Origin of the sequence: Nonomuraea zeae, from assembly GCF_005889725.1 — a bacterium.
Lineage (GTDB): Bacteria > Actinomycetota > Actinomycetes > Streptosporangiales > Streptosporangiaceae > Nonomuraea > Nonomuraea zeae.
On the sequence record NZ_VCKX01000101.1, the window covers coordinates 24035 to 38607 of the forward strand.

Here is a 14573-nt window from a genome sequence, read left to right on the forward strand (position 1 = left end):
TTGGAAACTGAAGCGATCGGAGGTCGCGCATGCTGGTGTCGCAGTGGGCTCACGACACGTTCGGGCAGCGCGTCCCCCTGATCAGACAGGGCATCGCGGAGGCGCTGTCCGTCGCGCTGGAAAACGCCCGCGACGCACAGAAGGTGGCGCAGACCGATCATCTGCATCCTTTCGGGTTCACGCTCATGTCGCGCAAGTTCGAGGCGCTGGCCGAGGCGTTCGAGGACATGAGCGACGTGCGGATCGTCAAGCCCGCCGGGTCGCCCCACGAGCTGGTGCTGCTGGACGGCAAGCTGCTGTTCCCCTTCCGCTACGCCAAGGACCGCTCGATCAGCGTGATGAGCGCCCGCATCGGCGACGGGCGGCCGTCCGCGCTGGTGCAGGCGCTGTTCCAGCGGTTCGGGCCGGAGCCGCGGATGCGGCAGCTCGCGCTGCACGACGTCGCGCCGCAGGCGGCGCTGGTGGCCGAGGCGCTGGCCGGGCTGCCCGACGGCACCGAGCTGGTGCTGATCGCGTACGCCTGCAACGCGCATGCCGGGCTGCTCGACGCCTGGTGGGGCGAGGCCGAGCTGCTGGATCGCACCGGCAGCCTGCGCTGGCACCACTGCGAGGAGATCCCGCTGGCCCGCGAGAGCGCCGCGCGCGCCGCCGAGCAGGCGCCCGCGGCCGCATTCGACCAGGGCGTCATGCCCACGCCGGCGCTCAACGCGCGCTCCAGGGCCGAGCGGCTGGCCGCCCCGGCCGGCGAGGCCATCCCGATCAGGCCAGAAGCCGCGAGCGGTGAATAGGCTCACCACGGGCGCCCTGACCCCGCAGGCCGTCGCCGACGCCTTCGACGCCACCCGGCTCACCCAGGCCCGTCACCTGGCCGCGCTGACCAAGAAGGAGGTCGCCGAGCACCTGGGCGTCTCCCCCGCCGCGGTCGGGCAATACGAGTCGGGCGTCACCCGCCCGCGTCCCGACCTGATCGCGCCGCTGGCCGAGGTGCTGGCCGTGCCGATGGCGTTCTTCCTGCCGGGCCGCCCGCACGGCAAGCTCGACGGCTCGATGGCTCACTTCCGCAGCCTGCGCTCGACCCGCGCCTACCAGCGGGCCAAGGCGGTGGCGTTCGTGGAGCAGGTGTGGGAGCTGACCTACGCGCTGGAGAAGCGGGTCCAGCTCCCCGCGGTGGACCTGCCAGGGTTCGCCGGCGGCGAGATGCACTCCGACCTGCCGCGCGACCCCGCGGGCGCGGCCCGCGCGCTGCGCGCCCACTGGGAGCTCGGCACCGGCCCGATCAGCCATCTCGTCCGCCATATGGAGGCGCACGGCATCGTCGTCGCCCTGCCGCGCCACGATCCCGACGCGGTCACCGTCGACGCCTTCTCCACCTCCAGCCTGCCGCGGCCGATCGTGGTGCTGACCCCCAACAGGTTCGACGACATCTACCGTCACCGCTTCACCGCCGCCCACGAGCTGGGCCACCTGGTCCTCCACGGCGACACGGCGGCGGGAGACACCCACCAGGAGCGCGAGGCCGACGCCTTCGCCGCGGAGTTCCTCACGCCGCGCGACAGCATCCTGCCCCAGCTGCCGCTCCGCGCCGATCTGCGCAGGCTCGCCGAGCTGCGGCAGAGCTGGGGCGTGTCGGTCGACTCGCTACTCTACCGGTGCAGGGAGACCGGGCTGCTGTCCGACTCCGCCGCCGGCCGCGCCTACCAGCGCCTGGCCGCCCTGCGCGACCAGCCGGGGTTCACCAACGAGCCCGTCTCCGGCTATCCCGGCGAGCAGCCCGTCCTGCTCGCCCACGCCTTCGACCTCGCCATCCGCGAGAGCGGGCTGAGCGCCGCCACCCTCGCCAGAGAGCTGGCCTGGCCGATCACCCGCGTGCGCGAGCTGATCGGCCTGCCCGACCAGCGGCCCGAGCTGAGACTCGTCCTCTGACAGAGGTGGCGGAGGTGAGCACGTCCCGCCGGAGACTGACCTCCGGCCGCGCCCGCTCACCCGACCCCTCAAGGCCGGGCGTCCAGAGACGCGCGCCTTCCTGGCCGGGCGTCCAGGGACGTGTGCCTTGCCTGGTCCGCGTCCAGGGCCTTCTGCGTTCTCGCTATGAGACCGGGCTCCGGGCCGCGACGGCGGTGACGGCATAGCGGCCGCGGTCCGGGTGGTAGGAGGAGCCGGTGACGGCGAACCCGGCCTCGGCGAGCCTGGCCTCCAGCTCGGCGGGCGTGAACGGCTGGAAGTCGATCGGGTAGCGCCGGTGGGTGAGCACGCCGCCGGGGTGCTCCAGCAGGAGCACGATCTCGGCCAGGCACGGCTCGTCCAGGGCGTCGGGGATGTTCCAGACGTACACGCACGTGGACCGCACGCCGTCCCGCTCCCTGACCCGGTCGGCGGCCACGATGCGGGGCCGCTGCCGGTAGAGCAGCTCCCAGTTGCGGGAGTCGACGATCAGCGTGCCGCCGGGCGCGAGCACCTGCCGCATCCCCGACAGCGCCGCCACCATGGCCTTGTGCGAGCCGGCGTGCACCAGCGAGTTGCCCAGGCACAGGACCAGGTCGAAGCGCCCGGTCAGGGTGGCGGGCAGGTCCTCCCACCGGCAGGCGAGCAGCTCCACGCCGCCGGGCAGGCGCCGCCGCGCCTCGGCCACCATGAGCGGGCTGCCGTCCGTGGCGGTCACCTGGAACCCCGCGTGCGCGAGTGCCATGGCGTCGGTGCCGATGCCGCAGGCGCAGTCCAGCACGGCGGCGCCGGGCGGCAGGGCGTCGACGATCGACTGGATGAACTCCCTGCTCTCGATCGAGGTCCCGCCGATCACGCCGGGGAAGCTGACGATCTCGTCAGGGAAGATCCAGTGGTAGTCGGTGGCCAGGTCGCGGTAGTAGTCCGGCACCGCCCGAGCGTCGCACGACCACCGCCCGCGGTCCATCCCCCGCCAGGGAACGCCGTGCCCGGCGGCGCTTTCGGGCGGGCCGGGTTCGGGGTGACGTTAGAGGGTAGCGGGAAGGCAACGTAGCGTGACGAGAGGAAGGCCCGGCGATGCGCCTCATCATCTTCGCCCTGGTCGTCGGCTTCATAGCGGTTGCCGCCGGGTGCACGAAGCCGGACGTCAACCCCACGGCATCACAGCCGCAGAACGACGGGGCGAACGCCGACGTCCAGAAGGTGCTGCACCTGCGCAACGTCTTCCTCCTGAGCGGCACCGACCCGGCCTCGCCCGCTCCCAAGCAGGCGCTCTACGCGGTCCTGATCAACGAGAGCGGCAAGCCGGCCAGGCTCGACCGCGTCACCGTCGACGGGGGCGGCACCGTACAGCTCGCGGGCCCCGTCGAGCTGCCGCCCGGCCGTTCCGTCGGCACCGGCGAGAAGCCCATCGGCACGGTCACCGGCGTGCGGCGCGACAGCGTCCCGATGACCTTCACCTTCAGCGGCATGGCGCCGGTACGCCTCAACGTCCCGGTCAAGTCCCGGACCGGCCCCTACGCCAACCTGAACCCGGGGCCCGCGCAGCCGCTGTCGCCCGCGCCCACGGGCGGCACGCAGCCCGCCGCGACGCCGCCCGCCCATGGAGAGTGACCCTCGCACCTGGCGAAGTGTTATGGGATGAAAAATGTCTTCGCAAAGATCTCGCCTGCGAAGGAAAATGTTGAGACGCTGAACTGCACCTAGCGCCCCCCAGTCCCGAGGAGCGGTTCATGCGCAGACTATTGGCGATCACGATTGCCGCCGTCCTGCCCTTAGGAAACCTCACCGCCGCCCACGCCCAAGAGCCCGCCGATCGACAACAGGCGTTCGCCGCCGCCGCGCAGGAGTTCCAGGTGCCCGAGAGCGTGCTGCTCGGCGTCTCCTACCTGGAGTCCCGGTGGGACGCCCACGCCGGCCAGCCGTCCAGCGACGCCGGGTTCGGGCCCATGCACCTGACCGACGCCGCCGCCTACACCTCCGCCAACCACCACAGCGAGGGCGAGGAGGACGCGCGTGGCGACGAGGGCCGTCCCCTGCCCGCGCCCACCGCCCAGCCCGCGCCCACCGACCTGCCCGCCTCGCTGCGCACCATGGAGAAGGCCGCCGCGCTCACCGGCGAGAGCCACGAGAAGCTGCGCACGGACGACGCCGCCAACATCCGCGGCGGCGCGGCGATCCTGGCCGACTACCAGAAGGCGCTCGGCGCGCCCCTGAGCGACCAGCCGGGCGAGTGGTACGGCGCCGTCGCCAGGTACTCCGGCGCCGAGGAGGCGGACGCGGCCAAGTTCTTCGCCGACGAGGTCTTCGCGACGATCAAGGAAGGCGCCCAGCGCACGACCGACGACGGCGAGAAGATCGAGCTGCCGGCCGTCCCCGGGCTGGAGAAGATCGAGAAGTGGCTGGAGAAGCTCGGCCTGCGCCACACGAGGCCCGACGGCGTGGAGTGCCCGGCGTCGATCTCCTGCGAGTGGATCCCGTCGGCCTACCAGGAGCTGCCTCCTGACGACTACGGCCACTACGACCTGGCGAACCGGCCGGTCAGCCAGAAGGTCGACTACATCATCATCCATGACATGGAGGGATATTTCCTGCCCTCCATCCGCCTCAACCAGGACCCCAACTACGGCGCGAGCTGGCACTACTCCGTCCGGTCGTCCGACGGCCACATCGCCCAGCACATCAAGACCAAGGACGTCGGCTGGCAGGCCGGCAACTGGTACATCAACGCCAAGTCCATCGGCATCGAGCACGAAGGCTTCCTGGCCGAGGGCAGCACCTGGTACACCGAGGCGATGTACCGCTCGTCGGCCCGCCTGGTCCGCTACCTGGCGCTCAAGCACGGCGTGCCGCTCGACCGCGCCCACATCCTGGGCCACGACAACGTCCCCGGCACCCTGCCGACCACGGTCAGGGGCATGCACGAGGACCCGGGCCCGTTCTGGGACTGGGCGCACTACTTCCAGCTCATGGGCGCGCCGCTGCACCAGTTCGGCGGGCCTCGATCTGGATCGATCATGATAAAGCCGGACTTCGCGACGAATAAGCCGTACTTCTACGGCTGCGACCGCAAGAACCCGGAAGCCGCCTGCCCGCCCCTGCCCGCCCACACGGTCTGGCTGCGGACCGAGCCGCGTGCCGACGCCCCGCTGATCAAGGACATCGGCAAGCACCCGACCGGCGGCTCGCTCTACAGCGTGTACGACCACAGCGCCCGCGCCAGCACCGGCCAGCGCTTCGCGGTGGCGGAGCGCCAGGGCGACTGGACGGCCATCTGGTACCTCGGCCAGAAGGCCTGGTTCCACAACCCGGCCAGTGCGCCGACCGCCGTGCCGTCCATGGGCCTGGTCGTGACCCCGAAGCCGGGCAAGGCCACGGTCCCGGTGTACGGCCGGGCGTACCCGGAGCAGGAGGCCTACCCCGAGGGCATCCCGTACCAGGCGGTGACCCCGCTGCAGTACACGTTCTCGGCCGGGGAGAAGTACACGCTCGCGGGCGCCGCGCCGGCCGAGTACTACCGGGCGGTCACCTTCAACCTGGAGGACCACAAGGTGGTGCGGGGCAAGACGAAGTACTGGGAGATCCAGTTCGGGCACCGCGTGATGTACGTCAAGGCTGACGACGTACAGGTGACGTTCTCCGGGTGAACTCCTTGACGGCGCGCCTGGTGCTCGCGAGCGCCTCCTGAGAGGAGTCGAACGTGCGCTGGGCGACGCCGACGAACACGCAGTCGACGACGAGGAGCTGGCTGATCCTGCTGGCCAGGGCGCCGGGACGGAACTCCGTCTCGCGCCCGGCGGAGATCAGCACGTGTTCGGCCAGCTCCGCGATGGACGAGCGGGGGTTGTTGGTGATCGCGACGGTCGTCGCCCCCGCCTCCCCCGCCCTGGTCAGCGGCTCGATCACGTCGGGCGTCTCGCCCGAGGTGCTGATGCCGATCGCCACGTCCCCCGTCTTCAGCAGCACGGCGCTGGTCAGCGCCAGGTGCGCGTCCTGGAAGGCGTGGCTGGACAGCCCGATGCGCAGCAGCTTCTGGGCGACGTCCTCGGCCACGAGCCCGGAGGCCCCGACCCCGTACGCGTCCACCCGCCGGGCCCCGACGATGGCGTCCACCACCAGGCCGAGGCGCTCGGAGGTGAGCTGGGCCACGGTGTCGTTGATCGCCTCCGACTCGGCCCGCGCCACCTTCTGGATGACCTCCGACAGCGGGTCGTCGGGCGCGAGGTCGCCGGGCACGAGCCGGTCCGGCTGCGCCGCCGCCGCGGCCAGGGCCAGCCTGAGCTGCGGATAGCCGGCGAACCCCAGCAGCCGGGCGGTGCGCACGATCGTGGCCTCGCTGGTCCCGGAGGCGGCGGAGAGCTCCGTGATGGTGCTCCTCGCCACCGTCGCAGGGGACTCCAGGATGAGGCGGGCGACGGTCTGGGCGGCAGGCGTCAGGGACGGCAGCACACCGCGGACCGTGGCCACCAGAGTGTCGGCCCGCAAGCCGTTCCCGCTGTCGTCCACGTCCTGATTATGCCGCTCCTTTAACGCAATGTGCCGTTCGTCATGCCTGCGGGTTCCTCTGGCACTGCGATCAGTCCCAATTCTCCGGGAGTGACGATGAGCGGGTGGTCTGGCACAACTCGTACGGTGTAGCCGAAAGCTCCCGTACGGTCGAGCGGAACGCTACCCGTGTAGTGCGCCCGCCCGTCGTCGCCCAGGGACGCCACGGACAGCTTCGCGTACACCGGATGCATCAGCTCGTCGTGCGGCCCGACCTTCCCGTACGCCGCCTCGACCAGCACGTCGTCAGGCTCCAGGTCCCCGAGCGCGATCGTGGCGTGCAGCTCGATGGCGGCCCCGACCTCAGGTGTGTCGCCCACCCCCGCGGCCTCCACGTGCTCGACCCTGACCCCCGGCCAGGCCCGGTTCACCCGGACCCGCCAGGCGGCGAACGCCTTCGCCGGGGCGTAGGAGTCGGCCGACAGCGACCGGGCGGAGGCGGCGGCCGGGGTGTAGAGGCTCACGACATAGTCGCGCAGCATCCGGCCGGCGAGCACCTTCGGCCCCAGCGAGGCCAGCGTGTGCTTGACCATCTCCATCCAGCGCCGCGGCAGCCCGTCGACCGGGCGGTCGTAGAACCGGTCGGACACCTCGTGCTCGATCAGGTCGTAGAGGGCGGCGGCCTCCAGCTCGTCCCGCCGGTCGGGGTCGGTCACCCCGTCCGCGGTCGGGATCGACCAGCCGTTGGTGCCGTCGTACCACTCGTCCCACCAGCCGTCGAGGATCGACAGGTTGAGGCCGCCGTTCAGAGCGGACTTCATCCCCGAGGTGCCGGACGCCTCCAGCGGGCGCAGCGGGTTGTTCAGCCAGACGTCGCAGCCCTGCACCATGAGCTGCCCGAGCGTCATGTCGTAGTCGGGCAGGAAGACGATGCGGTGACGGACGTTCTGCCGGTCGGCGAACTTGACGATCTGCTGGATCAGCTTCTTGCCGCCCTCGTCCGCCGGATGGGCCTTCCCGGCGATCACGATCTGCACGGGCTTGTCCGGGTCGAGCAGCAGCTCGGTCAGCCGGTTGGCGTCGCGCAGCATCAGGGTGAGCCGCTTGTACGACGGGACCCGCCGCGCGAACCCGATGGTCAGCACGTCGGGGTCGAGCGCGTCGTCGATCCAGCCGAGCTCGGCGTCGGAGGCTCCGCGCTCGCGCCAGGAGCGGCGCAGGCGCACCCGGGCGCCCTCGACCAGCCGTTTGCGCAGCTTGCCCCTGATCTGCCAGATGTCGGCGTCGGAGATCTTCTGGATGCCCTCCCAGCCACGGGCCCGCTCCAGCAGCGAGGGCAGCTCCCGCCCGGCCAGCTCCATGAACTCGCGCCCGACCCAGGTCGGCGCGTGCACGCCGTTGGTGATCGAGCCGATCGGCACCTCGTCCAGGTCAAATCCCGGCCAGAGATCTTTGAACATGTCCCGGCTGACCTCGCCGTGCAGCTGGGACACGCCGTTGACGCGCTGGGCCAGCCGCATGCCCATGACCGCCATGTTGAACCGGTCGGGGTCGGACTCCGCGCCCAGCGCCAGGATGCGATCGACGGGCACGGTCGGCCAGGCGTTCTCGCCGCCGAAGTGCCGCTCGATCATGTCTCTCGGGAAGCGGTCGATGCCGGCGGGGACGGGGGTGTGCGTGGTGAACACCGTCCCGGCCCGGACGGCCTCCAGCGCCTCGTCGAAGGACAGCCGCGCCTCGGTCAGCTCGCGGATCCGTTCGAGCCCGAGGAAACCGGCGTGGCCCTCGTTGGTGTGGAACACCTCCGGCTCGGCGTGCCCGGTGATCCGGCAGTACGCCCTGATCGCGCGTACGCCGCCGACGCCCAGCAGCAGCTCCTGCATGAGCCGGTGATCGGTGCCGCCGCCGTAGAGGCGGTCGGTGACGTCCCTGGCGGCGGTGTCGTTGTCGGCCACGTCGGAGTCGAGCAGCAGCAGCGGCACCCGGCCCACCTGCGCCACCCAGACCTGGGCGTGCAGCACGCGGTCGCCGGGCAGGCCGATGCGGATCTTGACCGGGCCCTCTTCGTCCTTCAGCAGGCTCAGCGGCAGGCCGCCCGCGTCGAGCGACGGGTAGTGCTCCAGCTGCCAGCCCTCGGGCGAGAGCGACTGCGTGAAGTAGCCGTGGCGGTAGAGCAGGCCGACCGCGAGGATCGGCACGCCCAGGTCACTGGCGGCCTTGAGGTGGTCACCCGCGAGGATGCCGAGGCCGCCCGAATACTGCGGCAGCGCGGCGGCGATGCCGTACTCGGGGGAGAAGTACGCGATGGCGGCGGCGCTGTCGGGCAGCGTCTGGTACCAGCGCGGGGATGTCATGTATTCGCGCAGGTCGTCGGCGGCGTCGGCGAGACGCCGGCGGAAGCGGCGGTCGGCGGCCAGCTCGGTCAGCCTGGCGGTCGAGACTGCGCCCAGCAGAGCCACGGGATCGTGCCCGACCTGCTCCCAGAGGTCTGGGTCGACCTCGGCGAAAAGGTCCATCGTCTCCGGGTGCCAGGACCAGCGGAGATTGTGCACGAGCTCGCCGAGGGCGGCCAGCTCCGCGGGCAGGACGGTGCGGACGGTAAACCGGCGGATAGCTCTCACGTTTCTGCACCCTACGGGCTAGGAGGGACCTCTGAGTCCTTCACCCCCATGAAGGCCGTTCAAACCCCTTCCGGGAACAAGCATGAAGAGGGACTATTGGGGCAACTTTCCTCATTGTTGGCACTCCCGCGAACACACTCGGGAGGTCTATCCGCTGCTGTCCACAATTTACATGCAAGGATCGTTGTTGCCACGGTAGGCCGCGTCCAGCGGTCCGGCCGCGGGTAGCGGAGACTCCACACGGAAAGCCTCCGGCGGCACCGAGTGCGCCGCCGCAAACCCTTGAATGCGATGATCGGACGAATTCCCATCACGGACATCTCCCCCGTCGTCGACTGCGGGCAGTGGCCCGCCAAGGCGGTCGCAGGTGAGACCTTCGAGGTCTCGGCGACCGTGTTCAGAGAGGGCCACGACGCCGTGGCCGCGGGCGTGGTGCTCACCGCGCCCGACGGGCAGCGTGGCCGCCTGAGACGCATGCGCGAGCTCGCCCCCGGCACCGACCGGTGGGGGGTGGAGGTCTGTCTGCCCACCGAGGGCGACTGGCTCTATCGCGTGGAGGCCTGGAGCGACCCCGTCAGCACGTGGCTGCACGACGCGGAGATCAAGATCCCGCGCGGCATGGACACCGACCTCATGTGCGAGGAAGGTGCCCGGCTGTTCGAGCGTGCCGCCAAGGCCGTGCGTACGGCCGACTGCCCGAACGGCACGCCCAAGAACGGCCAGCACAAGAGCACTCCGAAGCAGCAGAACGGGCACAAGCCGCAGAACGGGAACGGCGAGAGCGCGTGCGGCCACCGGGCGGCGCTGCTCTCGATCGCCGCCACGCTCCGTGACGAGGAGCTGGATCCCCGGGCGCGGCTGTCGATCGCCCAGCTTCCCGAGACGGCCGCGCTGCTGGACGCGCATCCGTTCCGCGAGCTGGTGACGCGGTCCAAGTCGCACAAGATCAGGGTGGACCGGCGCAGGGCGCTGTACGGCTCGTGGTACGAGTTCTTCCCGCGGTCGGAAGGCGCGATCGTCAACGAGCTCGGCATCTCCAAGTCCGGAAATTTCCAGACTGCTGCCAAGCGGCTCCCCGCCATCGCCAAGATGGGCTTCGACGTCGTCTACCTGCCGCCCATCCATCCGATCGGCGCCACGTACCGCAAGGGGCGCAACAACACGCTCAGCCCCGAGCCCGACGAGCCGGGCTCGCCCTGGGCCATCGGGTCGGAGGACGGCGGCCATGACGCCGTGCACCCCGATCTCGGCACGCTGGAGGACTTCGACGAGTTCGTCGGCCGCACCAGAGAGCTGGGCATGGAGATCGCGCTCGACTTCGCCCTCCAGTGCGCGCCCGACCACCCGTGGGTCAAGGAGCACCCCGAGTGGTTCACGATCAGGGCGGACGGGACGATCGCCTACGCCGAGAACCCGCCGAAGAAGTACCAGGACATCTACCCGATCAACTTCGACCGGGATCCCGAGGGGATCTACAACGAGGTCAGGCGGGTGCTGCGGCACTGGATGGACCACGGCGTACGCATCTTCCGGGTGGACAACCCGCACACCAAGCCCGTGGCCTTCTGGGAGCGGATGCTGGCCGACATCCACACGACGGACCCGGACGTGATCTTCCTGTCGGAGGCGTTCACCCGGCCGGCGATGATGCGCATGCTGGCGAAGGTCGGCTTCCACCAGTCGTACACGTACTACACGTGGAAGAACTCCAAGCACGACGTGGAGACGTATCTCACCGAGCTCTCCCACGAGACGTCCGCCTACCTGCGGCCGAACCTGTTCGTGAACACGCCGGACATCCTGCACGAGTTCCTGCAGCACGGCGGCGTCCCCGCCTTCAAGATCAGGGCCGTGCTGGCCGCGGTGGCCTCGCCTAGCTGGGGCGTGTACTCCGGATACGAGCTTGTGGAGAACGTACCGGTTCGTCCGGGTAGCGAGGAATACCTGGATAGCGAAAAATATCAGTACAAACCTCGCGATTGGGTTACAGCAGAACGGGAGGGCAGGAGCCTGGCTCCTTTCATCACCCATCTGAATTTGTTCCGAAGAGCGCATCCCGCACTGCAGGAGTTGCGTAACCTACGGTTCCACAGGGTCGACCAACCGGACATCGTTTGCCTGTCGAAACGACTCCCGGGCGCCTATGACACGGCCACACGAAGGCACGGGCTGGGCGACGTCGTTCTGGCGGTTATCAATCTGGATCCACACCACACCCACGAGGCGACCGTAGATCTGGACCTGCCCGCCATCGGTCTCGACTGGAACGCCGAGTTCGTCGTCGACGACGAACTGTCCGGCGAGTCGTACCGCTGGAGGCAGAGCAACTATGTTCGCCTCGACCCCCATATCCAGCCTGCCCATATTCTCACCGTACGAGCCGCGCCACGGTAGAACTGAATTCAGCGGGGAGTCTTCAACGTGTGTGACAGCGCCTCCCTCATGAGCCCTTTGCGGGGAAGCTCATGAGCTCCACACCTATTCCCAATACTTTCGACGAGGGGAAGCCGCGCGACCCCTATTGGTACAAGCGCGCGGTCTTCTACGAGGTCCTGATCCGAGGTTTCGCCGACTCCAACGGCGACGGAACCGGCGACATCAGGGGCCTGATCAGCAAGCTCGACTATCTGCAGTGGCTCGGGGTCGACTGCCTCTGGCTGCTGCCGCTCTACGAGTCGCCCCTGCGCGACGGCGGCTACGACATCGCCGACTTCATGAAGATCCTGCCCGAGTTCGGGGATCTGGGAGACTTCGTGAAGCTCGTCGACGAAGCTCACAAGCGGGGCATGCGTGTCGTCGCCGACCTGGTCATGAACCACACCAGTGACGCCCATCCCTGGTTCCAGGCGTCGCGGCACGACCCCGAAGGTCCTTTCGGGGACTTCTACGTGTGGTCGTCCAGCGATGAGAAATATCAGGACGCCCGGATCATCTTCATCGACACCGAGACGTCCAACTGGACTTACGACCCGGTACGCGGCCAGTACTACTGGCACCGCTTCTTCCACCACCAGCCGGACCTCAACTACGAGAACCCGGCCGTCCAGGACGCGATGCTCGAAGTGCTGCGCTTCTGGCTCGACCTGGGCATCGACGGGTTCCGCCTGGACGCCGTGCCGTACCTCTTCGAGGAGGAGGGCACGAACTGCGAGAACCTGCCGAGGACGCACCAATACCTCAAGCGGATCCGGTCCGAGGTGGACCGGCTGTTCCCGGACAGGGTGCTGCTCGCCGAGGCGAACCAGTGGCCGTCCGACGTGGTGGAATATTTCGGCGATCCGGTCGGTGGTGGGGACGAATGCCACATGGCCTTCCATTTCCCACTTATGCCCCGAATCTTCATGGCCGTCCGCCGGGAATCGCGCTACCCCATTTCCGAAATTCTGGCACAAACGCCGAAAATTCCGGAAAACTGCCAGTGGGGGATCTTCCTTCGTAACCACGATGAACTGACGCTCGAAATGGTCACGGACGAAGAGCGCGACTACATGTACACCGAGTACGCCAAAGATCCCCGCATGCGGGCAAATGTCGGCATCCGCCGCCGCCTGGCGCCCCTGCTGGAGAACGACCGCAACCAGATCGAGCTGTTCACCGCCCTGCTCCTGTCACTGCCGGGCTCCCCCGTGCTCTACTACGGCGACGAGATCGGCATGGGCGACAACATCTGGCTCGGCGACCGCGACGGCGTGCGTACGCCCATGCAGTGGGACCCCGACCGCAACGCCGGGTTCTCCGACTGCGACCCCGGCCGGCTCTACCTGCCGGTCATCATGGATCCGATCTACGGCTACGCCGGCATCAACGTCGAGGCCCAGCAGAAGAACTCCGGATCGCTGCTGCACTGGACCAGGCGCATGATCGAGATCCGCAAGCGGCACCCCGTCTTCGGGCTGGGCACGTACGCCGAGCTCAACTCCTCCAACCCCAGCGTGCTGGCGTTCGTCCGGGAGCTGGGCGACGACCGGATGCTCTGTGTGAACAACCTGTCACGCTTCCCGCAGCCGGTCGAGCTGGACCTGCGGCGATTCGTGGGCGTTTCTCCCGTGGAGACCATGGGAGGCGTACCATTTCCGGCAATTGGCGAGCTTCCGTATCTTTTGACGCTTCCAGGGCATGGGTTCTACTGGTTCACACTCCCGCCGGCCATCACCCAGGAGGAGTAGGACGTGCTTGGTGAGCTCCTTGCCGCATGGATCGGCCGCCAACGTTGGTTCGGCGGCAAGGGGCGCCCGATCGACGAACTGTCGATCGACTCGGACGTCGAACTGACGTCCGGACTGAGACACCTGATCGTCGCCGTCTGGCAAGAGGGCTCGCGAGACCGCTACCAGATCCTGCTCGGGGAGCGGGACTCGCTCCCCGACCGGCTCTCCCACTCGCTGATCGGCACGATCGGCGACGTCTATCTCTACGACGCCGTGCACGACGCCGACCGGACGAGCTGGCTGCTGGACGGCATGGCGCACGACGAGACCCGCAGCGGGCTGCGGATGCGCCACGTGCCCGGCGTCACCATCGACACCACCCCGCGCAGCCTGGTGCTGGGGGCCGAACAGTCCAACACCTCCCTCGTGTTCGGCGACGCGTACATCTGCAAGCTCTTCCGCCGGCTCATCCCCGGCGTGAACCCCGAGCTGGAGATCGTCACCGCGCTCGCCGCGCGGAACGCGCCGCACATCGCGCAGCCGTACGGGTGGATCGAGACAGATCTCGACGGCACCGACACGACGCTCGCGATCATGCAGGAGTTCCTCTCCACCGCGAACGACGGCTGGGACCTGGCCCTGGCCAGCGTCCGTGACCTGTACGCGTCACTGCCCGAGCTGCCGGCCTCCGAGGCGGGCGGGGACTTCGCGGCCGAGTCGCTGCGGCTGGGGGCGGCCACCGCCCGGGTACACCAGGAGCTGGCCCAGGCCTTCCCCACGGACGTCATCGAGGTCCACGAGGTCAAGCGGATGGCCGAGGGCTTCAGGCGCCGGCTGGGGCGGGCCGTGGCGGAGGTGCCCGAGCTGCGGGCGTATGTGAGCGCGATCGAGGCGGCCTACCACGAGGTGGAGTTGCTCACCAACGAGGTCCCTGTGCAACGGGTTCACGGCGATTACCACCTGGGCCAGGTCATGCGCACGCCGACGGACTGGGTGGTGCTGGACTTCGAGGGCGAGCCGGGCCAGCCGCTGGCCGAGCGGCGTGCGATGTCGTCGCCGCTGCGGGACGTGGCGGGGATGCTGCGCTCGTTCGACTACGCGGCCCGGCACCTGCTGGCCGACCAATCCCAGGCGGCCGACCTGGAGCCGCGCGCCCAGGAGTGGGCCGACCGCAACCGGACCGCGTTCCTCGACGGGTACGTGGAGGGCGGCGGGGTGATCACCCGGGCGGACGCGGCGCTGCTGCGGGCCTTCGAGCTGTCCAAGGCGGTGTACGAGGTGGTTTACGAGGCCCGCAACCGGCCCTCCTGGATGGCGATCCCCCTGGCCGCCTTCCGCCCTCGCGGCATCTGACCCCTGTCTCTTATACCCCTCGGAT

10 protein-coding genes are annotated in these 14573 nt (G+C 69.3%); 7 read left to right on the plus strand and 3 right to left on the minus strand.

The annotated features are described in order from the left end of the window. Window positions 1–29 precede the first annotated feature (29 nt). Entirely contained in the window at window positions 30–788 is a 759-nt protein-coding gene (locus ETD85_RS29235; RefSeq protein WP_138693008.1) for a hypothetical protein, read from the plus strand. Beyond that, complete coding sequence (locus ETD85_RS29240; RefSeq protein ID WP_206058703.1) at window positions 781–1923, plus strand: helix-turn-helix domain-containing protein; 1143 nt, start codon at window positions 781–783, stop codon at window positions 1921–1923. Before ETD85_RS29235 ends, ETD85_RS29240 begins: the two co-directional genes overlap by 8 nt. 163 nt (window positions 1924–2086) lie before the next feature. Here the strand turns inward: ETD85_RS29240 and ETD85_RS29245 are convergent, their stop codons facing one another. Then, entirely contained in the window at window positions 2087–2872 is a 786-nt protein-coding gene (locus ETD85_RS29245) for a class I SAM-dependent methyltransferase (RefSeq protein ID WP_170246896.1), read from the minus strand. 146 nt (window positions 2873–3018) lie between these two features. Between ETD85_RS29245 and ETD85_RS29250 the strand changes: the two genes are divergently transcribed. Then, entirely contained in the window at window positions 3019–3555 is a 537-nt protein-coding gene (locus ETD85_RS29250; protein WP_138693010.1) for a copper chaperone PCu(A)C, read from the plus strand. A 119-nt stretch (window positions 3556–3674) separates the two neighbouring features. After that, window positions 3675–5588 carry an N-acetylmuramoyl-L-alanine amidase gene (locus ETD85_RS66935; RefSeq protein WP_138693011.1) on the plus strand — a complete coding sequence of 638 codons (1914 nt, stop codon included), beginning with the start codon at window positions 3675–3677 and terminating at the stop codon, window positions 5586–5588. Here ETD85_RS66935 and ETD85_RS29260 read toward each other — a convergent pair. Together ETD85_RS29260 and glgP are read right to left on the minus strand one after the other, a co-directional pair. Next, window positions 5551–6447 carry a MurR/RpiR family transcriptional regulator gene (locus ETD85_RS29260; RefSeq protein ID WP_138693012.1) on the minus strand — a complete coding sequence of 299 codons (897 nt, stop codon included), beginning with the start codon at window positions 6445–6447 and terminating at the stop codon, window positions 5551–5553. The two genes, ETD85_RS66935 and ETD85_RS29260, sit on opposite strands and share 38 nt — an antisense overlap. Window positions 6448–6467: 20 nt before the next feature. After that, window positions 6468–9047, minus strand: a complete 2580-nt coding sequence (gene glgP, locus ETD85_RS29265) for an alpha-glucan family phosphorylase (protein ID WP_138693013.1) — start codon at window positions 9045–9047, stop codon at window positions 6468–6470. Between the two features lie 291 nt (window positions 9048–9338). Between glgP and ETD85_RS29270 the strand changes: the two genes are divergently transcribed. From ETD85_RS29270 to ETD85_RS29280, 3 genes are all read left to right on the plus strand, one after another. Beyond that, a complete protein-coding gene (locus ETD85_RS29270) occupies window positions 9339–11441 on the plus strand; it encodes an alpha-1,4-glucan--maltose-1-phosphate maltosyltransferase (RefSeq protein WP_138693014.1) in 2103 nt (700 codons plus the stop codon). Between the two features lie 71 nt (window positions 11442–11512). Beyond that, window positions 11513–13213 carry a maltose alpha-D-glucosyltransferase gene (gene treS / locus ETD85_RS29275; protein WP_138693015.1) on the plus strand — a complete coding sequence of 567 codons (1701 nt, stop codon included), beginning with the start codon at window positions 11513–11515 and terminating at the stop codon, window positions 13211–13213. A 3-nt stretch (window positions 13214–13216) separates the two neighbouring features. Further along, complete coding sequence (locus ETD85_RS29280; RefSeq protein WP_138693016.1) at window positions 13217–14548, plus strand: maltokinase N-terminal cap-like domain-containing protein; 1332 nt, start codon at window positions 13217–13219, stop codon at window positions 14546–14548. Window positions 14549–14573: the final 25 nt, after the last annotated feature.